This is a genomic window from Kineococcus sp. AC630 (assembly GCF_979255925.1).
Map to the genome: position 1 here is coordinate 68018 of NZ_CEEDMJ010000022.1, position 23025 is coordinate 91042.

General features: G+C 74.1%; 20 protein-coding genes and 1 pseudogene. 11 read left to right on the plus strand and 10 right to left on the minus strand.

Annotation, left to right across the window (positions count from 1 at the left end; genetic code table 11):
- Nucleotides 1-20: 20 nt before the first annotated feature.
- Both AC0I8G_RS20900 and AC0I8G_RS20905 read right to left on the minus strand, forming a co-directional pair.
- The gene (locus tag AC0I8G_RS20900; protein WP_471731649.1) at nucleotides 21-824 is read right to left on the minus strand and encodes a CPBP family intramembrane glutamic endopeptidase; all 804 of its coding nucleotides are present in this window, start codon (nucleotides 822-824) and stop codon (nucleotides 21-23) included.
- 40 nt (nucleotides 825-864) lie between these two features.
- Complete coding sequence (locus tag AC0I8G_RS20905) at nucleotides 865-1755, minus strand: CPBP family intramembrane glutamic endopeptidase (RefSeq protein WP_471731650.1); 891 nt, start codon at nucleotides 1753-1755, stop codon at nucleotides 865-867.
- 132 nt (nucleotides 1756-1887) lie between these two features.
- On the opposite strand from AC0I8G_RS20905, the gene AC0I8G_RS20910 reads away from it, so the two are divergent.
- On the plus strand, nucleotides 1888-3099 hold the full coding sequence (locus tag AC0I8G_RS20910) for a sensor histidine kinase (RefSeq protein ID WP_471731651.1): 1212 nt from the start codon (nucleotides 1888-1890) through the stop codon (nucleotides 3097-3099).
- Between the two features lie 11 nt (nucleotides 3100-3110).
- Nucleotides 3111-3764: pseudogene (locus AC0I8G_RS20915) on the plus strand (response regulator).
- Here AC0I8G_RS20915 and AC0I8G_RS20920 read toward each other — a convergent pair.
- Genes AC0I8G_RS20920 through AC0I8G_RS20930 form a run of 3 tightly spaced genes read right to left on the minus strand, consistent with a single transcriptional unit; the run spans nucleotide 3730 to nucleotide 7611 of the window.
- Nucleotides 3730-4689, minus strand: coding sequence for a lysylphosphatidylglycerol synthase domain-containing protein (locus AC0I8G_RS20920; RefSeq protein WP_471731652.1), 960 nt, complete (start codon nucleotides 4687-4689; stop codon nucleotides 3730-3732). The pseudogene AC0I8G_RS20915 and the gene AC0I8G_RS20920 overlap by 35 nt on opposite strands.
- 1 nt (nucleotide 4690) lies before the next feature.
- Complete coding sequence (locus AC0I8G_RS20925; protein ID WP_471731653.1) at nucleotides 4691-6685, minus strand: glycosyltransferase; 1995 nt, start codon at nucleotides 6683-6685, stop codon at nucleotides 4691-4693.
- Nucleotides 6682-7611, minus strand: coding sequence for a glycosyltransferase family 2 protein (locus AC0I8G_RS20930; RefSeq protein ID WP_328294914.1), 930 nt, complete (start codon nucleotides 7609-7611; stop codon nucleotides 6682-6684). Before AC0I8G_RS20930 ends, AC0I8G_RS20925 begins: the two co-directional genes overlap by 4 nt.
- A 69-nt stretch (nucleotides 7612-7680) precedes the next feature.
- Here AC0I8G_RS20930 and AC0I8G_RS20935 point away from each other — a divergent pair, with 69 nt between their 5' ends.
- Nucleotides 7681-8442: a class I SAM-dependent methyltransferase gene (locus AC0I8G_RS20935; protein ID WP_471731654.1), complete on the plus strand. Its 762-nt coding sequence runs from the start codon at nucleotides 7681-7683 to the stop codon at nucleotides 8440-8442.
- Between the two features lie 27 nt (nucleotides 8443-8469).
- Here the strand turns inward: AC0I8G_RS20935 and AC0I8G_RS20940 are convergent, their stop codons facing one another.
- Nucleotides 8470-10551: a hypothetical protein gene (locus tag AC0I8G_RS20940; protein WP_471731655.1), complete on the minus strand. Its 2082-nt coding sequence runs from the start codon at nucleotides 10549-10551 to the stop codon at nucleotides 8470-8472.
- A 55-nt stretch (nucleotides 10552-10606) separates the two neighbouring features.
- Here AC0I8G_RS20940 and AC0I8G_RS20945 point away from each other — a divergent pair, with 55 nt between their 5' ends.
- The 3 genes from AC0I8G_RS20945 to AC0I8G_RS20955 are packed head-to-tail and all read left to right on the plus strand — an operon-like array spanning nucleotide 10607 to nucleotide 13418.
- Complete coding sequence (locus AC0I8G_RS20945; protein ID WP_471731656.1) at nucleotides 10607-11362, plus strand: TIGR03089 family protein; 756 nt, start codon at nucleotides 10607-10609, stop codon at nucleotides 11360-11362.
- Between the two features lie 43 nt (nucleotides 11363-11405).
- A complete protein-coding gene (locus AC0I8G_RS20950; RefSeq protein ID WP_471731657.1) occupies nucleotides 11406-11894 on the plus strand; it encodes a hypothetical protein in 489 nt (162 codons plus the stop codon).
- A 36-nt stretch (nucleotides 11895-11930) separates the two neighbouring features.
- On the plus strand, nucleotides 11931-13418 hold the full coding sequence (locus AC0I8G_RS20955) for a flotillin family protein (protein ID WP_471731658.1): 1488 nt from the start codon (nucleotides 11931-11933) through the stop codon (nucleotides 13416-13418).
- 15 nt (nucleotides 13419-13433) lie between these two features.
- Here AC0I8G_RS20955 and manA read toward each other — a convergent pair whose 3' ends face one another.
- Nucleotides 13434-14615, minus strand: coding sequence for a mannose-6-phosphate isomerase, class I (gene manA, locus AC0I8G_RS20960; protein ID WP_471731659.1), 1182 nt, complete (start codon nucleotides 14613-14615; stop codon nucleotides 13434-13436).
- 64 nt (nucleotides 14616-14679) lie between these two features.
- Between manA and galE the strand changes: the two genes are divergently transcribed.
- Nucleotides 14680-15648 carry a UDP-glucose 4-epimerase GalE gene (galE, locus tag AC0I8G_RS20965; RefSeq protein WP_471731660.1) on the plus strand — a complete coding sequence of 323 codons (969 nt, stop codon included), beginning with the start codon at nucleotides 14680-14682 and terminating at the stop codon, nucleotides 15646-15648.
- A 12-nt stretch (nucleotides 15649-15660) separates the two neighbouring features.
- Here galE and AC0I8G_RS20970 read toward each other — a convergent pair whose 3' ends face one another.
- The gene (locus AC0I8G_RS20970) at nucleotides 15661-16587 is read right to left on the minus strand and encodes an AEC family transporter (RefSeq protein ID WP_471731661.1); all 927 of its coding nucleotides are present in this window, start codon (nucleotides 16585-16587) and stop codon (nucleotides 15661-15663) included.
- A gap of 142 nt (nucleotides 16588-16729) precedes the next feature.
- On the opposite strand from AC0I8G_RS20970, the gene AC0I8G_RS20975 reads away from it, so the two are divergent.
- From AC0I8G_RS20975 to AC0I8G_RS20990, 4 genes are all read left to right on the plus strand, one after another.
- The gene (locus AC0I8G_RS20975) at nucleotides 16730-17491 is read left to right on the plus strand and encodes a decaprenylphospho-beta-D-erythro-pentofuranosid-2-ulose 2-reductase (protein WP_471731662.1); all 762 of its coding nucleotides are present in this window, start codon (nucleotides 16730-16732) and stop codon (nucleotides 17489-17491) included.
- A gap of 74 nt (nucleotides 17492-17565) precedes the next feature.
- Complete coding sequence (locus AC0I8G_RS20980; protein ID WP_471731663.1) at nucleotides 17566-19059, plus strand: glycosyltransferase family 39 protein; 1494 nt, start codon at nucleotides 17566-17568, stop codon at nucleotides 19057-19059.
- 133 nt (nucleotides 19060-19192) lie between these two features.
- Nucleotides 19193-20809, plus strand: coding sequence for an N-acetylmuramoyl-L-alanine amidase (locus AC0I8G_RS20985; protein ID WP_471731664.1), 1617 nt, complete (start codon nucleotides 19193-19195; stop codon nucleotides 20807-20809).
- 155 nt (nucleotides 20810-20964) lie between these two features.
- Nucleotides 20965-22065, plus strand: a complete 1101-nt coding sequence (locus AC0I8G_RS20990; protein WP_471731665.1) for a diguanylate cyclase domain-containing protein — start codon at nucleotides 20965-20967, stop codon at nucleotides 22063-22065.
- 24 nt (nucleotides 22066-22089) lie between these two features.
- Here AC0I8G_RS20990 and AC0I8G_RS20995 read toward each other — a convergent pair whose 3' ends face one another.
- The gene (locus tag AC0I8G_RS20995; protein WP_471731666.1) at nucleotides 22090-22494 is read right to left on the minus strand and encodes a MerR family transcriptional regulator; all 405 of its coding nucleotides are present in this window, start codon (nucleotides 22492-22494) and stop codon (nucleotides 22090-22092) included.
- A 10-nt stretch (nucleotides 22495-22504) separates the two neighbouring features.
- The coding region (locus AC0I8G_RS21000) for a zinc-binding dehydrogenase (protein ID WP_471731667.1) at nucleotides 22505-23025 on the minus strand (521 nt) is incomplete at its 5' end.

Here is a 23025-nt window from a genome sequence, read left to right on the forward strand (position 1 = left end):
GTGCCGCTGCACCGTCCCGCTCACACGGTGGAAACGCTCCCGTCCCGCGATCGTGACGTGGCCGGGACCCGCTGCGGCCACCACGCCTGCCGGTCGGCGACCACCAGGACGACGGCGACCGCGCACCAGACCGCGGCGTAGAGCGCGGTCGTCCGCGTCGCGGCCGGACCGTCCGACCAGTACAGCTCGGTCTGCAGGCTGCCCTCGACGGCATGGGCGATGAGGGTCAGCAGCACGCTGCCGCTCGCCCGCTGGAGCAGCCAGGCGTACCAGAAGGTGACCGCGAAACTTCCGAGCGAGTCGCTGACCACGTCCACGGGTCCGGCGCCGAACTGGGGCAGCAACCACAGCGGCAGGTGCCATCCCGCCACCAGCACACCCATGACCACCGTGGCCCGCAACGGCGTCCGGCCCTGCAGCAACGCCGGCTGCGCGAACCCCCGCCAGCCGGGTTCCTCGCCCAGCGGTCCGTCGAGCGGGTCCACCAGCCGCACCGCGAAGACCACCAGGACCCCGGACACGGGGCTGAGCTGCCCCAGCGAGGGGGCACCCGAGCCCAGTCCGACGTTGGCGGCGATCGTGAGGGCGTGCACCGCGAGCGGCACGCCGACGGCGAGGGCGTAGCACGTCCACCGGACGCGCCAGCGGATCAACCGGCTGCCGAGGCGGCGGAACCCCGGCCGGCCCTGGGTGAGCGCGATCACGACCACGGCCGCCAGCAGCGGGCCGGCGGGCAGGAACCCGCCGAGAGGGAGCAGCGACCAGGAGAGCAGGTAGGCGAGCACGAAGAACGCGATCACGGGGTGACGACGCAGGGCGGACACGGGTTCCTCCGGAGGTGGGTGGGTAAGTGGGTGGACCGCGTCAGCGGAGTTCGCGGTCGGGACGCCAGGTGGAACCGCGCACCAGCAGGACGACGGCGAGACCGACGACGGCGGCCAGGGTCGCGAGGCCGCTCTCCCCCGCGGTGCAGGCCAGGGTCACGGGCGCGAGGACGACGACCAGACCGCCGCCGTCGAGGAGGGTGTTCACGCTGGCGTGAGCGAGGGCGACGGGCCACACGCTGCGGGAGCGGTCGCGCAGCCAGGCGAAGAAGACGCCCGCGAAGGTCAGGGTGACCACCACGACCGGGGCGACCACCCAGCGGCTGCCGATCGAGTCGTAGGTGGTGGTCAGCAGGATGAGCGGCAGGTGGAAGAGCCCCTGGACGAACCCGACGACCAGCGCGGCCCGGCGCCGGGGAAGCAGGGTCTGGACGCGCGGCAGCAGGTAGCCGCGCCACCCGATCTCCTCGCCCATCACCAACCCCGTCATCAGGGCGAGGTTGGTCACCAGCAACGCCGCGACGCCGAGCCACGACGCGGAACCCAGCGGTGCGAGCGCGGCCGAGCCGAGGGCCAGAGCGGCCGCGTAGGGCAGGAGCAGGACCGTCAGGACGGGCAGCAGGAACGCCGCGGGCCAGCTGCGCAGACCGGGACGGTGCACGCCGAGGCTCGCGAGCAGGGCCCGGCGGCGACCGCGCGGCGTGCCGAGCAGCACGATCAGCCCCACCACGAACACCGGGGTCTGCATCGCCAGCAACGGGGTGGTGACCCCCGGCGCGTGCGGCAGGGCCAGTGCGGTGGCGACGACGATGGCGAAGACGAGACCGGCGAACGTGACCGCCTCACGCAGGGCGACCGCGCGTTCCCGGGCGGGGGACGGCGGGGCGACGAGGACCGGGTGCGCTGGCTCGGAGAGCCGGGAGGAGTTCATGCCCGCAACCCTGCTGCGGGGGGCGCCGCGTTCCATCGGCCCGGCGGACCGGGCCGCAGGCACTGCGGACCGAGCGCCCGGTCATCCTGCAGACCGATGGGTCACGAGGTCCGCTGGGCCTAGTTCGTCGCCATGATCCGTTCCGGACCCCGTGGGCCCCGCCGCTGGCGCCCGGGGGTCTGGGAGGTCCTCCTGGCGGTGGTCCTCCTCGCCGGGGCCGTCGTCCTGCTGGCCCAGGCGGACCCCGCACCGGGGTTCCGGCAGCCCGACGTGACGACCTGGGTGCTGACGCTCGCCGGGACCGGCGCCGTCGTCCTGGCCTGGCGGCAACCGGTGGTCGCCCTGGCCGTCACCGGGGTCGCCTTCGTGGCGCTGACCTGGCGGGGTGATGAGACTGCCCTGGCCCCCTTCCTCGTCACCGGGATGCTGTTCGCCCTCGGGAGCCGGCGCCCGCTGCGGCAGGCCGTCGCCGGCCTGGTCTTCACCGCCGTCGCGCTGCTGGCCAGCGCCGCCGCCACCCCGCCGGACCTGGGCCCGGGGGCGGTCGTCCAGTCGCTGCTCATCTTCACCGGGGCCTGGGTCATCGGCCGCCTCGCCCGCAGCCGTCGCCAGGCCCTGCTCGCCCTGGTCGCTGCGGCCGAGCAGCAGGCCGGTTCGGTGCGGGCACTGGCTGCGTCCGAACGGGACCGCGCCACGCTCGCCCAGGCCGAGGAACGGTTGCGGATCGCCCGCGAACTGCACGACGTCCTGGCCCACTCCATCAGCGTGATCTCGGTGCAGGCCACCGTGGGCGAGCACCTCAGCGCGAACGACCCGCTCGCCGGTCGCCGTGCGCTGCAGACCATCGGGGAGGTCAGCCGCTCGGCGATGGGTGAACTGCGGCAGATGCTCGGCCTGCTCCGCGACGACTCGACCGCAGGTTCCGCCGGTGCGCCCTACCAGCCGGCGCTGGGCCTGGCCGACCTCGAACCCCTCATCGACACCTACCGGTCGGCGGGCCTCCCCGTCCGCACCGACACGACGGGAACCCGACGGGCCCTGCCCGCGACGGCGGACCTCTGCGCCTACCGGATCATCCAGGAGGCACTCACGAACACCCTCAAGCACGCCGGTCCCCGCCGGGCCGTGGTGGTGCTGGACTACGGCGGTGCGGGTCTGCGGGTGGAGGTCGTCGACGACGGTCGCGGCCTCGCGGGCACCCCGGGCCCCCCGATCCGCGCCGGTCACGGTCTGGTGGGGATGCGCGAACGGACCGCCCTGCTCGGTGGGCACTTCGAGGCCGGGTCCGTGCCCTCCGGCGGGTTCCGCGTGCAGGCCACGATCCCCTGGTCGGCCGCCCGGTGAAGACGACGCCGATCCGGGTGGCGGTCGCCGAGGACCAGTCCCTCGTGCGGGACGGGTTCGTCGCGCTGCTCGCCTCCGACCCGGGCCTCGAGGTGGTCGGTGAGGCCGCCGACGGGGTCGCGGCCCTGGAACTCGTGCGCCGGACCCGGCCCGACGTGGTGCTGATGGACATCCGGATGCCGCGCCTCGACGGGGTCAGCGCCACCGCCGAACTCACGGCCGACCCGACGACGGCCAGGTCGAAGGTCCTCATCCTCACCACCTTCGACACGGACCAGTACGTGCACGACGCGCTCCGCGCGGGGGCGAGCGGTTTCCTGCTCAAGGACGTGCTGGCGGGCGACCTCCTCGCCGCGGTGAGGGTGATCGCGGCCGGCGAGGCGCTGCTGTCCCCGCGGATCACCCGCCGCCTCATCGAGCACTACGCCGGGGAGCGGGCTCCCCGGCGCGAGGACGTCGAGCGGGTCGCGTCGCTGACCGCCCGCGAGGCGGAACTGTTGAGCGCGGTGGCCCGCGGCCTGACGAACGCGGAGATCTCCGCGTAGTTCTTCATCAGCCTCTCGACGACCAAGACCCACGTGAGCCACCTGTTGGACAAGCTCGGGGCACGCGACCGGGTCCAGCTGACGATCACCGCTTACGAGGCGGGGCTGATGCGGCGCTGAACCGGTGCCCCGCGAGGGCCCCGAACGCGAGCAGCAGGTCGGCCAGCGTCAGCAGCACGCGGGACCCCAGCACGACGACCGTCGCGGCCCCTGACCCCGTGGCCAGCGCGACGACCGCACCGAGGACGAGTTCACGTGCCCCGGCACCCGCCGGGGCCAGGACGACCAGGAAACCCACGATCCAGGCCAGCGCGTAGCCACCGATCGCGAGCGCCAGCGCCGACCCCGTCGGCCAGGCCACCCCGACGGCCTGGGACAGCACGAACACCTGCAACCCGACGGCGACCCAGGACGCCATCGCCCACGCGGCCGAGGACAGCAGTCCGCGCCAGGTGACGGGGTGCTCGAGGGGGTCCTGGCGGGCGATCCGCAGCAGGAACGTCAGGAGGGGGTTGATGACCCGGGGCACGAGCAGGACCAGCAGCAGCGGGGTGAGCCAGTGCAACCAGCCTGTCCACTCCCAGCCGCGGATGTCCCTGCCCTGCAGCGCGAACGGCAGGACCCCGGCGACGAGCAGCGACGCCGTGGTCATGGACACCAGCAGGGCCACCGCGAGGGCGGACCCGGTGCGGCGCCGCGGGACCCCGTGGTCGCGGGCGAGTTCGGCCTGGGCGACGAACTGGAACACGGTCCCGGGGATGTAGCGGCCGAGCTGGCCGACGAAGAACACCCGGGCCGCGGCGCGCCAGGGCAGGCGGGAGCCGAGGTCACCGAGGACGGCGCGCCACGACGCCCCGGACAGCGCGACGTTCGCGAGGGAGAGGACACCGGCCAGCACGACCGAGCCCGCGTCGAGGCGCGACCACGCGTCGGCGATCGCGGACCGGTCGCGCCAGACGTAGCCGACCGCGAGGACCAGCGCGAGGGCGAGGAAACCCACCCGCAGGACGGGCGAGCGCAGCACCCCGAGCAGGCGGTTCAGCACCTCAGCGCCGGACGAAGGTCAGCAGCACGAACGTGTAGTCCAGGCCGGTCCGCGTCCAGTGCACCGGTCGCGCCGGGTGGGCCAGGACGTCGTCGGTGAGCTCCCCGACGAGTTCCAGCCCGAGCTGCCTCGCCGTCGCGACCAGGGCGCGGAGGTCGGCGGGGCCGAAGATCTTCACCTGCGCGCCGTAGGCCTCGATGCCGGTGGTGTCCGGCGGGTCCTGGTCGTAGTCGGTGGAGAGCGCCAGCACACCCCCGGGCCGCAGGATGCGCGCGGTCTCGGCGAGGAACGGGGTGATGGGCACCCCGTGCTCGATGACCGACATGCAGGTCACGGCGTCCAGCGAGGCGTCGGCGAGGCCGGTGTCGGTGACGTCGCCGTGGCGGAACTCGACGCCGTCGCGGTGCACGGTCGCGCCGAACTCGAGGTTGATGCCGGCCAGCGCGCCGCACTCGGCCCCGAGGCCGTAGAGGCGCAGCCAGGGCAGGACGGGCGAGTAGCGGGCGGAGCCGGCGTCGAGGACGCGGGCGGTGCGGGACCCGTCGTCGGCCAGGGTGAGGACGGCGGCCACCGCCCCGAGGGCGTCCCAGTTCTTGGGGGCGTCGGGGTGGGCGGGCAGACGCAACCGCTTCGTCTGCGCGACGGCGTCGGCGACCTCGTCGGCGTCGTGCAGGACACCGGTGCGCGGCACCCCGCTCGGCACCGGGCGGGCCGCGGGCGCGGCCCCGAGCCGACGGGCGGCGAGGCGCTCGCCGACGCGACGCTGGACCCCGACCCGGGTCCAGAGGGCGTGCTCCGCACCGCGCTTGGCGACGGCCAGCAGCCGACCACCCGGCGGGGCGGCGGCCGTCCCGCCCTCCGCGGCCTGCTCGAGGGCGCCGAGGTAGCGGTCCCAGGGTTCGTCGAGGTCCGGGGCTTCGACCCCGTCGCGCAGGCGCTCCAGCCCGCCGCCCGCGAGGCTCAGCACCCCGGCGACGAGGGCGTCGACGCTGCCGGGTTCGACGAGGATCCCGTCCACGCCGTCGCGGACCTGCGCGGGGAAGGACCCGACGCGGGTCGCGAGCACGGGCAGGCCGTGGGCGAAGGCGAGGACGGCGTTCTGCGAGGCCGTCGCCGAGCGGTAGGGCAGGACGACGGCGTCGTGGGCGGCCATCAGGTCCGGGAGCTCCCCCGCGGGGACGTAGCCCTCGCGCAGTTCCACGTGACCGCGCAGCCCGGGCGCAGCCGCGAGTTCGCGGACGCGGCGACCGGCGTCACCCCAGAGTTCCCCGGCGATGGTGAGGCGGGCGTCGACCCCGCGCTGGTGGACCTCGCGCAGGGCCTCGAGCAGCAGGTCGACACCCTTGTAGTCGCGAACGACCCCGAGGCTCAGCAGACGGACTCCCCCGTCGCGCGGGACCCGCGAGCCGGCGGGCGCGTCGACCCTGGGGCCACCGGGCAGGTGCGGGGGCAGGTCGGCGACGACGACCCGGCGGGCGCCGTGGGCGTGGGCGAGGGCGGCCTGCTCCTCGGAGTGCACGACGACCCCGTCGACGGCGGCGAAGAGGCGTCCGACGAGCAGGGCGTCCCCCGGGCGGGGTTCGTGCGGCAGGACGTTGTGCGCGACGACGACGGTCCGCGCCTGCGAACGGGCGGTGCGCATCCCCGCGAGGACACCGAGCAGCGCCGGGACCTGCAGCGGGACGACGTGGGTCAGGACGACGACGTCGGCGTCGGCGATGCGCCGGCCGGTGCGGACCCAGGACGCCGGTGAGTTCCAGGCCAGCGGCCGGATCGTCGGGTGGAACTCGGGGACCTCGGGCAGGCCGCCGGGCACGCGCAGCTCACCCGGGTAGAGCGCCGCCGGGTACTGCCGCTCCCAGGAGACGAGCTTGACCTCGGCCCCGGGGTCGGAGGCGAGGTGGCGCGCGAGTTCGGTGGTGTGGACGGCGGTGCCGCCCTTGGCGGGGTGCGCGGGCCCCACGACGACGACCTTGCGGGACTCGGCGGCGCTCACGCGCTGTCCCTCGAACGCACGACGAGGTCGGCGAGCAGCGCGACCGCCCCGATGAGCAACCCGGACACCAGCAGCAGCACGGTGTTCGCGGGGAAGTAGAAGAGGTGCCGGAACATGTCGGTGACCCCCTTGACGAACCCGAGGCCGAAGAGGAACAGCGCCAGCGGCATGAGCACCCGCAGGGGCTCGAAGTACATGATCATCCGCAGCACCTGGAGGATGTAGCGGTAGGCGTCCTTGGTGAAGTGGAACTTCGAGGTCCCGGCGCGCTTGGCGTAGGTCGTCGGCACGAACTTGATGTCGTGCTGGTTGCACAGGAACGACAGCGTGATCGTCGTGACGCAGGAGAACCCGGCCGGCAGCAGCCGCAGGTAGGGCAGCGACACCTCGCGGCGGAACGCGCGCAGACCCGAGTTCAGGTCCGGGATCCGTTCGCGGGCGAGCACCTCGGCGACCTTGCGGATGACGAACTTGGCGGGCACGCGCAACGCCTTGTGCGACCCCTCCTCCGTCGTGCGCGCCCCGACGACCTGGTCGTAGGAGTCGTCCTCGAGCAGGATCCGCACGAGTTCGGGGATGCGCTCGTTCTCGTAGGACATGTCCGCGTCGGTCCAGACGACGATCTCGCCGCGGGCCATCTGCGTCCCGATCCGGCGCACGGTGCCGGACCCGCCGTTGCGGCGGAAGGCGACGACGCGCAGGTTCGGGTAGTCGGCCTCGACCGAGCGCAGGACCTTCAGGGTGTCGTCGGTGGAGCAGTCGTCGACCGCCAGCAGCTCGTACGGCATGCCGTCGTCGTCCATCACCTTCGTGATCCGCTGGATCTCCAGCAGGACGTGCGCCTCCTCGTTGTAGCAGGGCAGCACGATGGTGGCGGTGGGCGCGGGGGCGGTCACCGCGGCGGGAGGGGTGTCGTCGACAGGCATGGCGGGCAGAGCTTACCTACGGGTGGACCCGATGCCGGGGATCCACGGGCCGCGCGGCACGATGGCGCCATGACCGGGCGCAGCACGCAGCACGGACCCGCGACCGACCGGGCGACCGACCGGGCGACCTCGTTCGGTGCGGTGGCCGAGGCCTACGAACGGTCCCGGCCGAGCTACCCGGACGAAGCCCTCGACTGGCTGTTGCCACCCGGTGCACGCAGGGTGCTCGACCTGGGGGCCGGGACGGGCAAGCTGACCCGCTCGCTGGTCGCCCGCGGCCTCGAGGTCGTCGCCGTCGAACCGACCCCGGGGATGCGCGAGCAGTTCGCGCGGGTGCTGCCCGACGTCGAGCTGCTCGACGGCACCGGTGAGGCGATCCCGCTGCCCGACGCCAGCGTCGACGCCGTCCTGATGGCCCAGGCCTGGCACTGGGTCGACCCCGACACCGCCTCCCCCGAGGTCGCCCGGGTGCTGCGCCCGGGCGGGCGGCTCGGGCTGCTCTGGAACGTCCGCGACGCGGGTGTCGAGTGGATCGCGCAGCTGGACCGGCTGCTGCCCGGCCCGGGCGAGGAGCAGCTCGGCAGCCTCGCGCCCCGCGTCGCCGCCCCCTTCGGCCCGGTCGAGCGCTACGACGTGCGCTGGTCGGACCCGGTGACCGTGGAGTCGCTGCTGGACCTCACCCGGTCCCGCAGCTGGGTCATCGCCCTCGACGAGACGCACCGCGACCGCGTGCTGGAGGACGTGCGCGCCCAGGCGCAGGCCCACCTCGAGGAGACCGGCACCCTCGCCCTGGAGTACGTCACCCGCTGCTCCCGCGCCCGCCGCCCCTGAGGCCCGGCGCGTCCTCAGAGGTCGGGGTCAGGGGGCGTCGCCCGTGACCAGCCGGACGTCGATGCTCTGGGCGCCGTCGGGACGTTCCTCCAGCACCCGTTCGTCCTCGATCGTGCGGCGGTGGGTCACGAGTCGCGGCGAGGTCACCCCGAGCTCCTGCAGGACCTCGACGGGATCGGTGTCGCCCCCGGCCGCGACGAGGACGGGGTTCCCACCGGCGGCCCGGACGCGTTGCGCCGCACGGTCCACGGCCGCGCGCAGCGTCGTCCAGTACTCCGCCGTCCCGGCCCGCCCGGACGCGGTGGGCACGACGAGCGAGGCGCTGGGCACGTCGCAGGTCCCGCGCAGGACCTGCGGCCACTCGTTGCGCGAGCGCGGGTCCACGGCGAGCGCCACGTCGTTCGGCCCGAAGGAGGCGCAGGCCTGCGCGACGGCCTGCGGTTCGCCGGCCTCGGTGCGCTGGCCGGCGACCGGCGTGGTCGCGAGGGCCGCGGGGACGACGAGCAGGACCACGGCGATCGCGATCCGCAGCCCGGTGAGGCGCTGGTGGGCGTAGCGCTCGACCACCCAGCGGGCCGCGAGCACGGCGAGCACCACGACCGCCGGCAGGACGACGACGACGAAGCGCCGGTCGGCCCACGGGTGGTCGGGGGTGATCCCCGGGCGGTAGAGGGTGAGCAGCGTCGACCCCATGGCCACGACGTAGGGCGCCGTCCACGACGGCAGCGGGCTGACGCCCTGGATCCCGCGCACCAGCCGGGGCAGCGCCGCGACGGCCGCCGCACCGGCGAGCACGACGGCGGGCCAGCCGAGGTACCAGGCGATCCAGTCGACCGAGTGCTCGGCGTAGGTGCGCCCGCCGTCGACCGTGAGTCCCTGCGCGAGTTGGAGGGCCGCGACGAGCTTGCTGCCGGAGTCCTCCGGGTCCTGGCGCACGACGAGCCAGAACGGGCGGCTGGCCAGCACCAGCAGGACGAGCGCGAGGAGGCCGGCGAGGACGTTCGGCAGTCTCGGGCTGGTCAGCCAGCGCTGCTGCGCGAGCCGGCCGGTGCGGGCGAGGCGGGCGAGCACCGCGCAGGCGAGCGAGAGCAGGACCAGACCCGCGACGAGCGGCAGCAGCGACCCGGCGATGGTGGCGAGGTAGGGGCGCGAGGTCAGCAGCGCGGCGGCCACGGCGAGCACCGAGGTCAGCGCCGTCCCCGCGAGCAGCGCCCGCGCCCCGGGGTGGCGCACCACGAGCAGGACCGCGACCACCGGGGCGAGCACCGCGATCTCGCGCAGGAAGTCGATGCGGACGAAACCGCACGCCCCGAACAGCAACCCGGCCCCGCCGCCGAGGCGGGCCGCCGTGCGTCCGGTCGCGGGGACCAGCGCGACGAGCAGCGACGCGGCGGCGACCAGGACGAGCAGCGCGGGCGGTTCGGAGTAGGTGGAGCGGTTCGCGTGCAGGACGGGCTGGGCCAGCGCGAAGGTCCCCGCGGCCAGGGGTGCCCAGCGGGCCCCGGCGAGGCGGGCGGTGAACCCGGCGACGGCCAGGACGCCGAAGGCCCCGAGGACGGCGGGGACGACGAGCAGACCCGTCCAGCCGGCCGCCCACTCCCCCAGCGAGTACAGGGCCGGCGCCCCCAGCAGGAACTGCGGGACGACGTGGTCCCCGACCTCGTAGAAGGCCGGGGAGGCGAGCGAGAAGTTCGGGTCGGCGAGCGCGGCCGCACCCCCGAGCGCCGCCAGCGAGGGGTCGACGGGCAGGCCGTGGTGGGTGGCGAGCTGGTGGGCGTAGAGCGCCACGGACCCCGCGTCGCGGCGCAGCACGACGTGCGAGGCGTGCGTCAGCGCGGCCCAGACGCCGGCGCCGAGGGCGATCGCCAGCGAACCGCCGGCCGACCACCACCCCGCGGCGACGACGGGGACCCCCCACGCGAGCCGGCCCGCGAGGACGGCGACGACGACGCTGACGGGCACGGCGACGGGCGGGGTCCACAGGTCCAGCAGCACCAGCGGGACGGCGAACGCGGTGACGGCCGCGACGGCGGCGGCGAGGACGACCGGTACCCGGGTCAGCACGATCCCCGCGGTGGTGTCGGCGGTCGTCGGCGCAGGGGTGCTCACGCCGCGAGAACCTACCGTCGCGGAGGCCCCGTCCCGGCACGCCTAAGGTGACCGCGTGCCCCCTGGTTCCTCCCGGTCGATCCCCGCGCTGCTGCGCCGGCTCATGGACGACGACCCGACGGCCCCGCGCCTGACGTTCTACGGCGAGCACTACGTGCAGACCGGTGAACGCGTCGAACTCTCCGCGCGGGTCCTCTCGACGTGGGTCGCCAAGACGGCGAACCTGCTCGAGGAGGAGTTCGAGGTCGGCCCCGGTTCCGTCGTGGCGATCGACCTGCCGACGCACTGGCGCACCCTGGTCTTCCAGCTGGCCACGTGGTCCACGGGGGCCGTCGTCCGCCTCGGCGCCGGCCGGCCCGCCGACGTGCTCGTCTCCGCCGACGCGGACACCCTGGTCCAGGCGGTGGCACGCAACGCCTCCGTCGAGCGCATCGCCGTCTCGCTGGCCCCGTTGGCCACGAACTTCGGCGCCCCCGTCCCGGACGGCGTCCTGGACTACTCCCGGGTGATCACCGGCTACGGCGACACCTACTCCCCCCTGCTGGAACCCGGCCCGGAGGACCCGGCCCTGGAGACCGCCGACGGGAGCACCCTGACCCACCCCACCCTGCTGGCCCGCGCCGCGGAGGCCGGTGACGGCTGGCCGCTCGGGGTGCGCCTGCTCACCGACGTCGGCCCCGCCGACGTCGTCGCCGGGCCGCTGGCCGCGTGGGCCCGCACCGGGTCGCTCGTGGTGACCCCCGACCTGGGGACCCTGCCCGAGACCGTGACCGCGGCGGAACTGAGCACCGTCACCCTCGCCCGGCCGTAGCGTCCCGCCGGGCCGGTAGGGTGTCGATCAGGGGTGATCACCGGTGACCGTGTTCGTGGTGCTCGCCGTCGTGGGCTTCGGACTGTGCGTGCTCTCGTTCGTGTTCGACGGTCTCTTCGAAGCCCTCGACCTGGACATCGCAGGCGGGTTCCTGTCCCTCACGTCCCTCACCGGCGGTGTCGCCCTGTTCGGGCTCGGCGCGACCCTGGCCACCACGTCGTTCGGGTGGAACACGCTGCAGGCGACGGGTTTCGGTGCGGCCGCCGGGATCGTCACCATGGTCGGGGTGGGGGTTCTCGTGCGCACGTTGCGTCGCGAGGAACCCGAGACCCACCGCAGCATCGTCGGGACCCACGGGTACGTGACGACCCCCGCGAACACCCCCGGTTCCTACGGCGAGGTGAACCTGAAGCTGCACGGCACGACGGTGAAGCGCACCGCGGTCAGCGACGTCGCCCTCGTCCGCGGCACGGCCGTCGAGGTCGTCGCCGAGGTCTCCGCGACCGCCGTCCGGGTGAAACCGCTCGACTGAGACCCCACCACCCACCCAGCCGCGAGAGGACCTCCCGTGACGTTCCTGACCCCATCCGTGATCCTGGTCGCAGCCGCCGTCGTCGTCGTGCTGCTGCTCGCGGTCGCCATCGTCCGCCGCTACCGCATCGCCGGGCCGAGCGAGGCGTTCGTCGTCGTCGGCCAGAAGGGCAAACCCGTCACCAACCCCGAGACGGGGAAGGTCTCGACGGACCTCTCCGGCCAGAAGGTCGTCATGGGCGGCGGCATCTTCGTGCTGCCGTTCGTGCAGCAGGCCTACTCGCTCTCGCTGGCCTCGCGCCGCATCTCGGTGCAGATCCGCGGCGCCGTCTCCGCCAAGGGCATCCGGCTGAACCTCGACGGCGTCGCCATCATCAAGGTCGGTGGCACCGAGGACTCCGTCCGCGCTGCGGCGCAACGTTTCCTGCACCAGCAGGACGAGATCGAGTCCTTCACCCAGGAGGTGCTGGCCGGTTCACTGCGCTCCATCGTCGGCACCCTGACCGTCGACGAGATCATCCGTGACCGCGCCGCCTTCGCCTCCCGCGTCGCGGAGGAGGCCGAGACCTCGCTCACCAACCAGGGTCTCGTGCTGGACACGTTCCAGATCCAGGACGTCACCGACGACGTGAACTACCTGCGTGACCTCGGCCGGCCCGAGGCGGCCATCGCGACGCAGAACGCGGCGATCGCCGAGGCGAACTCCCAGCAGGAGTCCCAGCAGGCCGAAGCCCGTGCGCAGGAGAAGATCTCCGGTTCCCAGCGCGACCTGTCGCTGCGCCAGGCGGAGTTCAAGGCCGAGACGGACACCGCCCAGGCCCGGGCCGCCGCGGCCGGGGTCCTGGCCAAGGCCGCCCGCGACCAGGAGGTCCTGCTCGAGCAGGAACGCGTCGCCGAACGCCAGGCCGCGCTGACCGAACGCCAGCTCGACACCGAGGTCCGCAAACCCGCCGACGCACGTCGCTACGACGCCGAGCAGCAGGCGCAGGCCCGCAGGAACTCCGAGATCTTCGAGGCCGAGGCGAAGAAGGCCTCCGACATCGCCAACGCCGAGGCCGACGCGCGCCGTGTCGAACTCTCCGCCACGGCGGAGAGCAACCGGATCAAACTCGCCGCCGAGGCCGACGCCCAGCGGGTCCGCCTCGCCGGGCAGGCCGAACTCGACCGGCGCACCGCGCTGGCCACGGCGACGAAGCTCGAGGGTGAGGCCGAGGCCGCCGCCATCCGCGCCCGCGGTGAGGCGGAGGCCGAGACCATGCAGCTGCGCGCCGAGGCCTTCGAACGCTACGGCGAAGCCGCTGTGGCGCAGATGGTCGTCGACGTCCTGCCGCGCGTCGCGCACGAGCTCGCGGCACCGATGGCGGCCATCAAGGACCTCACGGTCATCTCCACCGACGGCGCCTCGCAACTCTCCCGCCAGGTCGGCACGAACCTCACCGAGACCCTCGAGATCGTGAAGCGCACGACCGGTCTGGACGTGCAGGCCCTGCTGAGCAACCTCACCCCCGCTCCCGCCCCCGAGTGACCCGCCCGCCGCCGGTCAGGGCAGGTCCGCACCTCCCGGACCGGCGGCGGCGATCCGGCCGGAACCGGAGACGGTGAGCGGGTGCTCGGCGGCGGTCACGAACACCGCCTGGCCCCGCATGAGTTCCACCGACCCCGCCGAGGAACTCAGCACGACCGTCCCCTCCAGGCACAGCACCTCGCGCGGGACCGGGCGCTCCCACCGGGTCTCGGAGCGCACCGTCAGCACCGTCAGGGCGAAGTCGTCGACGTCGGGCGCGAACACCACCTCGTCCTGCGACAGCACCCGCGGGGCCAGCAGCGGCGGCGGGAGCTCCCGGAAGTCCAGGACGGCGAGGAGTTCGGGCACGTCGACGTGCTTGGGGGTCAGGCCACCGCGCAGGACGTTGTCGGAACTCGCCATGAGTTCCACCCCGGTCCCCTCGAGGTAGGCGTGGACGTTGCCGGCCGGGAGGTACAGCGCCTCGCCGGCGACCAGGCGCACCTGGTTGAGCAGCACCGACACCAGGACCCCCGCGTCGCCCGGGTAGTGCCCGGCGAGTTCCACCACGCACCGGGCGGAGGGGTCCTCGGAGTCCGCGCAGGCCCCGGCCACGGCCTCGACGAGCGGCGCCACGACCGCGGCGTCCGCGGTCAGCAGCAACCGCGTCGCCTCCCGCAGCGCGTCCGCACCCTGCAAGGCCGCGAGCAGCGCCTCGAACAGGTCCTGCGCGTCACCGGGCAGCGCGGGCAGTTCCAGCCCGGCCAGCAGCTCGCGGGCGGCCGCGGGGGAACGGAACCCCGCCATCGCCGCGAAGGGTTCCAGCGCGTACAGCAGTTCGGGTTTGTGCTCGGTGTCCTTGTAGAGGCGGTGCGGGGCGTCGCGCGGGACCCCCGCCGCCTCCTCCTCCGCGTAGCGACGGGCCGCCGTCGCGCGATCGGGGTGCGCCTGCAACGACAACGGTGCCCCCGCGGCGAGGACCTTCAGCAGGTACCCCAGCGTCGCCCCGCCACCCGCGGCGGCGCCGAGGAACTCCTCGGGGGACGCCGCGATCCGCTCGTCGAGGGCCACCCCCTCCGCGTCGGAGGGTGCGGAGGGGTGCGCGCCGATCCACACCTCCGCCTGCGGCGAGCCGTCCGGCTCCACCCCCAGGAACCGGGGGATCGCCGTCGTCGAACCCCACGCGTAGGGCTGAACGGTGTTGGTCAGTCTCAGCACACCACCGAGGCTACGGGGTGACAGCGCTGCCGGGGCCCGCGCGCACCTGGCTACAGTCGCTGACATGAGCGTTCTCGTGACGGGCGGTGCCGGCTACATCGGATCCCACGTGGTGCGGCTGTTGCAACAGCGTGGTGAGCAGGTCGTCGTGGTCGACGACCTCTCCAACGGCCGCGCGTCCCGCGTCGGCGACGCGACCGTCGTCGAGGTCGACCTCGCCACCGACGCCGCCGCCCCGGCGCTCGCGGACGCGTTCGCCACGCACGGCGTCGACGCCGTCGTCCACTTCGCGGCCCGCAAGCAGGTCGGGGAGTCCGTGGCCCGGCCCGCGCACTACTGGTCGCAGAACGTCGGCGGCATGGCGAACCTGCTGCAGGCCATGGAGACCGCGGGGGTGGGCAAACTCGTCTTCTCCTCCTCCGCGGCCACCTACGGCGCCCCGCAGAGCGCCGTCGTGCGCGAGGACGGACCGGCCGAGCCGATCAACCCCTACGGCCAGACGAAACTCGTCGGCGAGTGGATGTCGCGCGCCGCCGGGGTCGCCTGGGGGCTGCGCGCGGCGAACCTGCGCTACTTCAACGTCGCCGGCGCCGGCTGGGACGACCTCGGCGACTCCGCCGTCATGAACCTCATCCCGATCGTCTTCACCGCTCTCGACGCGGGCGAGGTGCCGACGGTGTTCGGGGGCGACTACCCGACGCCGGACGGTTCCTGCATCCGCGACTACGTCCACGTCCTCGACCTGGCCCAGGCGCACCTCGCCGCGCTGGACCACCTCGGCACCGAGGAACGCCCGTTCGACACCTTCAACGTGGGCTCCGGGGCGGGGTCCTCGGTGTTCGAGGTCCTCGAGGTCATCCGCCGGGTCACCGGCGTCGACGTCGCACCCGACGTCCGCGAGCGCCGCGCGGGAGACCCGCCGCAGCTGGTGGCCGACGTCTCCCGCATCACCTCCACCCTCGGCTGGTCCACGACGAAGGACCTCGACGACATCGTCAGCAGCGCGTGGGCGGCGTGGAAGACCAACCCCTGACCGAACCGCTGGTCAGTGCGGCAGCAGCACGCTGATCAGCAGCAGCACAGGCGCGACCAGGACCGTCGTCACCAGCACGGTGTCGCGGGCCAGGTCGCGCCCGACGCCGTAGCGCACGGCGTAGGTGAACACGTTCTGCGCGGTGGGCAGGGCCGCGACCACGGTGGCGGCGAAGACGGCGGCGTCGTCGAGGCCGAGCAGCCGGGCCGCGAGGTAGGTGACGGCGGGCTGCAGGAACGCCTTCAGCGCGCTCGCGATCAGCACCTGCGGGGTGCGCCAGCCCGCGAGGCTGCGCCCGTGCAGGGAGATACCGAACGCGACCAGCGCCCCGGGGATCGCGAACCCGGCCAGCAGGTCCAGCGGCTGGGCCAGCGCCGTCGGCAGCGTCCAGCCGGTGACCGAGAGCAGGATCCCGACCGCGCTGGCGATGAGGACCGGGTTGGCCAGCGGGGTCAGCAGCTTCTTCGCCAGGGCCGCGCGGGAGCCGTCGCCCTGGTGCCGGCTCACGTCGAGGATCCCCAAGGCGACCGGTGAGAGCACGACCATCTGCAGCAGCATCGCGGGCAGCACCGCCGTCAGGTCCTGCAGGACGTAGGCCGCGACGGGCAGCCCGATGTTGGCCGCGTTGACGAAGGAGCTCGCGAGGCTGCCGATGACGAGGTCCTCGCGCGACAGCCTCAGGCGGTAGCGGGCGAGCAGCACCCAGACGACGACGCTGACGACCACCCCGCTGGAGGTGACCAGCAGCTGGCCCGAGAACAGGACGTGCACGTCGGCGTCGGCGAGGGTCTGCACGAGCAGGGCCGGAGACCCCACGAAGAACACCAACCGGGACACCACCCCCTGTCCCGCGGGGCCGAGGACGCCCGTGCGCCCCAGGACGTAGCCGACGGCGACGAGCGTGGCGACCACGACGAACCCGGTGAGGACTCCGCTCACGCGACGTCGGGCGGTCGGTGGTGCGACGGGATCACCCGGGTGAGGGTATCCGCGGGGCCGAGGTCACCGTCGCGCAACGATCGGGAGCGGTCCCGTCGCCTCGACAGGGAGCACCCAGGCGGCGTTGCTAAGGTCGAGCCCTGTGATCGACGCCCTCGGGAACCCCCGCTCCGTCCTCCTCCTCGGGGGCACCTCCGACATCGGCCTCGCCATCGTCGAGCGCCTCAGCCCGGAACGACCGCTGCGGGTGACGCTGGCCGCCCGACCGGGCGCCCGCCGCGAGGCCGCCGTGGACCGGCTGCACCGGCGTGGGCACGAGGTCCGCACGGTCGACTTCGAGGCGACCGACCTCGACGGGCACGCCGAGGTCGTCGACGAGAGCTTCGACGGGTCCTTCGGCGACGTCGACGTGACCGTGCTCGCCTTCGGGGTCCTGGGCGACAACGAGGTGTCCTGGCAGGACGCCTCGGCGGCCGTGCAGGTCGCGACGGTCAACTACACGGCCCCGGTCAACCTGGGTGTGCACCTGGCCGCCAAGCTGCAGCTGCAGGGTCACGGCGTCCTGGTCGCGCTCTCCAGCGTCGCCGGTGAGCGGGCCCGCCGCTCCAACTTCGTCTACGGCTCCTCCAAGGCCGGCTTCGACGCCTTCTTCACCGGCCTGCGCGAGGCCCTGCGCCCGAGCGGCGTGCGCGTCGTCGTCGTGCGCCCCGGCTTCGTCACCACGAAGATGACCGAGGGGCTCAAGGCGGCCCCGTTGTCCGTGTCGGCCGAGCAGGTGGCGGAGGTGACCGTGGACGCGGTGCGCAGCGGCAAGGAGACCGTGTGGGCCCCCGAGCCGATGCGCTGGGTCATGTCGGCGTTGCGCCACGTTCCCGCGCCGGTCTTCCGCAAGCTGCCCTTCTGAGCGAGGTCGATCTGTCGAGCACGCACGCCCGCCCCGGTACCGGCGCGATCCCCGCGGCACGCGGCCGCGCCGCTGTGCCCGGCCTGCGCGAGACCGCCCCCCGCGGCCGGGTCGACGTCCTGATCGGCCTGCTCACGGCCATCGCGGGAGCCGTCGTCTTCTCCTGGCGGCTGGGGACGCCCAGCCCGTGGCGCGACGAGGCCGTGACGATCGCCGTCGCCTCCCGCACCCCGGAGCAGATCTGGAGGCTCGTCCAGCACGTCGACCTCGTGCACGCGCCCTTCTACTTCCTGGCCCACGCGTTGTTCGGCTCCGGCGTCGACGTCGTCCAGGCCCGGTGGATCTCCGTCGTGGCGGCCTCGCTGACCGTGGCGGCGCTCTACGGGGTGGCGCGTCGCGCGGCGGCCGGGGCGGTCGGGCCGGTCACGGCCCGGATCACGGGGGTCGCCGCGGCCGCCCTGTTCGTCTCGATGCCGTTCGTCAGCCGCTACGCGCAGGAGGCGCGGCCCTACGCGCTCGCCACCCTCGTCGCGACGCTGGGCACGTACCTGCTGCTGCGGGCGTGCGCGGCCCGGCGTGCGGGCTGGTGGATCGCGTACACGGTGACGATCCCGCTCCTCGTCGCGTTCAACACCGTCGCCGCGCTGGTGCTCGTCGCGCACGCGGGATGGGCCCTGACCGGGCCGCGCCGGGTCCGCTGGCGGGCCGCCGTGGCCGCCGGGACGGGCGTGGTCCTCGCGGTCCCGCTGCTGCTGGCCCAGAGCCGGCAGTCCGGTCAGGTCGCGTTCCTGCAGAAGCCGACGACGGCGGAGCTCGGCGCGCACGTCGACTTCGCCCTCGGCTCCTCCACCGTCGCGCTGGTCGTGGCGGGCCTCGCCACGCTGGTGGGGTTGCGCTGGGCGCGGGCCCGCCGGCTGCAGCTGCTCGGGTTCCTCTGGGGTGTCCTGCCGTGGCCGCTGCTGTGGGCGCTCTCGCAGGTCCACCCGTTGTGGACGACGCGCTACCTCGTCTTCGTCGCGCCGGGGACCTGCCTGTTCCTGGCCGTCGTGGTGACGGCCGCGGTCCGCGTCCGCCGCACCGCGGTCGTGGCCGGCGCCCTCGTCGCGGCGATGGCGCTGACCGGGCTGCACATGCAGTTCGTCTTCCGCTCCCCCACCATCGGGCACGCCGAGGACCTGCGGGGCACCGCCGAGTACGTCCGGGCCAACGCCCAGCCGGGCGACGGTCTGCTGTTCGTGCCCGACGGGGAGTACCGCTACCGCGTGCTGACCCAGCTCTACCCCGAGGCCTTCGCGGGCCTGGACGACATCGCGTTGGCCGAGCCCGCCGCCGGGTCCGCCACCCTCGTCGGCACGACCGTCGCGGCGCCGCACCTGTGGTCGGCGATGGCCGGCGTCGGGCGGATCTGGGTCATCGGCGGGGTCGGACCGGTGGTCACCAAGACCGCGGAGGACCGCGAGACGGTCCGCCTGCTGAACCGCGGCTACCGGCTGGTGTCAACGGAGGACAAGCGGGCGTTCAGTGTGAAGCTGTACGTCCTGGAGGACACCGGCGCGGCGTCGCGCTGACGCGAACCCGAGGTGTCGACCTGATCACGGTCCTCGGTCGTCACACCGGTCACTCCTGACCCTCCATTTACAACCTCTCCACTGATCACCTACGTTCCGTCACGAACCCTCGACGGACGGAGCGCCCTTCCCCATGCCCCTGCCCCTGCCCGTGTCGCGCCGCACCACGCTGCTCGGGGTCGGTGGCGCCCTCGCGGTGCTCACCGTCCCCGCGGTGCCCACCCCTGCCCGGGCCGCCCTCCCCTCCGGAGGCGTCACGTCGCTGGCCCTCTCCGACGTCGCGGGCCCGGCCCGCGCGCTCCTCACCTCGGGCGGGCTGCGCACCGTGCGCGTGCCCCTCGACGGCCTCGAGGGCGGAAGCATGCTCGGCGTCAGCTTCCCCGCCGGGACCCGTGCCACCTCGGTGTCGCTGCGGGTGACGCGCGCCGGCGTGGTCGGCCCGTGGATCGACCTGGCCCTCGGCGACAGCGCCCCCGACCCGGGGTCGGCGGAGCCGGAGGTCGTGGCCTGCGACCCGGTGTGGACGGGCGAGCTCGGCCCGGGTGCGGTCGTGGAGGTCCGGCTGCCGGCCGAGGACGCGGGGCACGCCCGCCTGGAGGTCGTCGACCCCGGACCCGCCGCCACGTCGCGGACCGCCGTGACGCTCGCGTCCTCCACCGGACCGGCCGTCCGCTCGCGCGCCGAGTGGGGTGCCGACGAGTCGCTGCGCCGCGGCGAGGTCGAGTACAGCGCGACGATCAGGGCCGCCGTGGTGCACCACACCGCCGACGGCGGTGACTACTCGGCGTCGCAGGTGCCGAGCGTCATCCGCGGGATGTACCGGTACCACACGCAGACGTTGGGCTGGAACGACCTCGGCTACAACTTCGTCGTCGACCGCTTCGGCGGGATCTGGGAGGGTCGCGCGGGCGGCACCACCCGACCCGTCGTCGGCGCGCACGCCGGCGGGTTCAACGCCGACACCTTCGGCGTCTCGATGATGGGCGACTTCACCTCGAAGGCCCCCAGCGACGCGTGCCTGCAGTCGGTCGCCGCGGTCATCGCCTGGAAGTTCGCGCTGCACGACCTGGACGCCGACGCCCCCACCCGGCTCACCTCCGCCGGCGGCGGGACCGCCCGCTACCCCGCGGGCGAGACGGTGTCGCTGCGCACGATCAACGGCCACCGCGACGTCGGGTACACGGCGTGCCCCGGCGACGTCGGCTACACCCGGATGGACGACGTGCGCGGCCGGGTCGCGGCGCTGCTGGCTGGCGGCTCGAAGGCCGCGGGTTCGCCGATCGCCCGCAAGTACGGTGACGTCGGCGGCCGGAGCCTGCTCGGCGCCCCGACGAGCGAGGAGGGCGACGCCCTGCGCGGCGGCCGGTTCCGGCACTACGAGAAGGGGTCGATCCTCTTCCGGCCGGGCCTCGGCGCGTTCGTCGTGCGCGGGACCCACCGGACGAAGTTCGCGTCGATCGGCTGGGAGTGGTCCCCGCTGGGATTCCCGACGATGGACACCACCGACTTCGCCGGCGGCAGCGGCAGCGTGACGCACTTCGAGAACGGCTCGATCTACCGGCGCGCCGGCGCCCGCCCGCACGTGGTGCTGGGCGCGATCCGGCAGACCTGGGCGTCGATGGGCTGGGAGACGTCCGCCCTGGGCTTTCCCACCAGCGACGAGTACGGCGTCCCCGGCGGACGGGCCTCGGACTTCGAGGGAGGACGGCTGCGGTGGAACGCCTCGACCGGACGGGTGCGGGTCGGGTGAGGCGGGCTCCCGGAACCGCGGCGGCCGGCGCCTGACCGAGGTCGTCGAGACCGGGAGCTCACTCGTTCGCCGGATCGAGGCGGCTGTCCCGGGTACCGATGAGTTGACAACGCAACGATCTGCGGAGCGGTGCGACTCGAACTCGTGGGGGCGGTGTGCCGGACGGCAGGCGAGGCACGGGGTGGCGCCTGGCCGGCGCCGCGGTGGTCAGCGCCGCCCTGGCGGGGCTGGCCTGGTGGGCGCTGCCCGACGAGGCGGTGTACTCGCCGTGGTGGACGCAGGTGATCGGCTGGCCGGCCGTCCTGCTCGTGCGCACCGACCCGGTGCAACGTCGGCTCGGCGGAGGCCGCCTGGACAACCGCCTCTGGCTCCGCCTCACGATCGCCGGTGCCCTGTTCGCCGCGACCATCGCCACGACCGGGGTCTCCTTCCTCTTCCCCGTCTTCGCCGCCCTGGTCGCCGGCGTGCACCTGCAGTGGAGCGGCGCACGGGCCTGGCGGCCCTGCACGGTGATGACGCTGGTGCCGAGCGTGGCGCTGCAGGTGCTGGTGCAGGTCGGCTGGTTGCCCTCGCACCTGCCCCGCTCCCTGGACCTGGTGGCTGCGGTGATCACCCTGGTGCTGTCCGTGGCCCTGATCGGCAACACCGCCCTGATCACCGCCCAGCGCGAGGCGCAGGGCGCTGCCCTGGACGTAGAGCGGCGCACCCGCCACGACGCGCTGCTGCACGCCGCGACCCACGACGCCCTCACCGGACGGCTGAACCGCACCGGGCTGCAGGAGCACTTCACCCGGCACCTGGGCGACGCGGCCGTTCCCGAGGTGGACGCCGTGAGCACGGTCGCGGTCATCTACGTCGACCTGGACCACTTCAAACCCGTCAACGACCGGTACGGGCACGCCGCCGGTGACCTGCTGCTGCGCCTGGCCGCGGACCGCATGGCCGGGCTCCTGCGTCCGGGCGACGGTCTGGCCCGCCTGGGCGGTGACGAGTTCGTCGTGGTGCTGGCCACCGGGGACGCTGCGGTCGTGGCGGAGGTGGCCGCTCGCACGGGCGCCGCGCTGCGGGCTCCGTACGACCTCGACGGGGCCGTGGTCCGCGTCTCGGCCAGCATCGGCACCGCCGTCAGCACCGAGCCGGCCACCCTCGACGAGCTGCTGCGCCGAGCGGACGCGGCGATGTACGCGGCCAAGGCCCGTGGCCACCGTGAGCGCACCGACGGTGGTACAGCCGCCCAGACCGCTCAGGTCAGCTGAACCCCTCCCCCGGGGAGGCGGGGTTCAGGACTCGTCCTCGCAGTCGAGTCCGTTCGCGATGAGGTAGCGGTAGTCCTCGACCTTGCGGCGCAGGACCTCCTCGTCGCGGCGCAGTTCGGCCATCCGCTGCGCGACGAGTTCCTGCTGCCGGAGCAGCACCTCCAGCCGCACGGCGCTGTTCCCGGGCGTCCCCGGTCCGAGCTGCACGAACGTCCGCACCTGCGCGACGGGCATCCCCGTGCGGCGCAACGACTGGACGAGCTGCACGAAGCGCACGGCGCCGGGGCCGTAGACCCGGCGACCGTCGGTGCTGCGCCCGACGTGCGGGAGCAGCCCCTCCTTCTCGTACCAGCGCAGGGTGTCGACGCTGAGTCCGGTGGACTCGGAGACCTCGCGGATCCCGAGCCCGGCGGCGTCCGGGGTGGTCACGGCCACGACGCTACGCCTGAGCCAGGGACGCGGTGTCCAGGACGAACCGCCACCGGACGTCACCGCGGGCCAGCCGTTCGAAGGCCGTCGTGATCTCCGCCGGGGTCACGACCTCGACGTCCGCGCTGATCCCGTGCGCGGCGGCGAAGTCCAGCATCTCCCGGGTCCGCGGGCGCCCGCCGCTGCCCGAGGCGGTCAGCCGCTTGAACCCCTGCATGAGGGCCAGCGGGTCGGCCTCGTAGCGGTCGGGGATGCCGAGCACGCACAACGTGCCGTCCGCGCGCAGGCTGCGCAGGTACGGCGAGAGGTCGTGCTTGGCCGACGCGGTGTCCAGCACGACGTCGAACCGGCCGGCCACGGCGGCCATCGCGTCGGCGTCGCGGGAGACCACGACGTCCTCGACCCCGAGCGAACGGGCGTCCTCCACCTTCGCCTGCGAGGTCGTGATCACCGAGACCTCCGCCCCCATCGCCCGGGCGAACTTCACCGCGAGGTGACCCAGCCCACCGAGCCCGACGACCCCCACCCGGT

Excerpts from the sequence above, each read along its gene's own strand:
- galE (WP_471731660.1), top strand. The coding sequence starts at position 14,680 with ATGAGCGTTCTCGTGACGGGCGGTGCCGGCTACATCGGATCCCACGTG.
- AC0I8G_RS20985 (WP_471731664.1), top strand. The coding sequence starts at position 19,193 with ATGCCCCTGCCCCTGCCCGTGTCGCGCCGCACCACGCTGCTCGGGGTC.
- AC0I8G_RS20910 (WP_471731651.1), top strand. The coding sequence starts at position 1,888 with ATGATCCGTTCCGGACCCCGTGGGCCCCGCCGCTGGCGCCCGGGGGTC.
- AC0I8G_RS20930 (WP_328294914.1), bottom strand. The coding sequence starts at position 7,611 with ATGCCTGTCGACGACACCCCTCCCGCCGCGGTGACCGCCCCCGCGCCC.
- AC0I8G_RS20935 (WP_471731654.1), top strand. The coding sequence starts at position 7,681 with ATGACCGGGCGCAGCACGCAGCACGGACCCGCGACCGACCGGGCGACC.
- AC0I8G_RS20905 (WP_471731650.1), bottom strand. The coding sequence starts at position 1,755 with ATGAACTCCTCCCGGCTCTCCGAGCCAGCGCACCCGGTCCTCGTCGCC.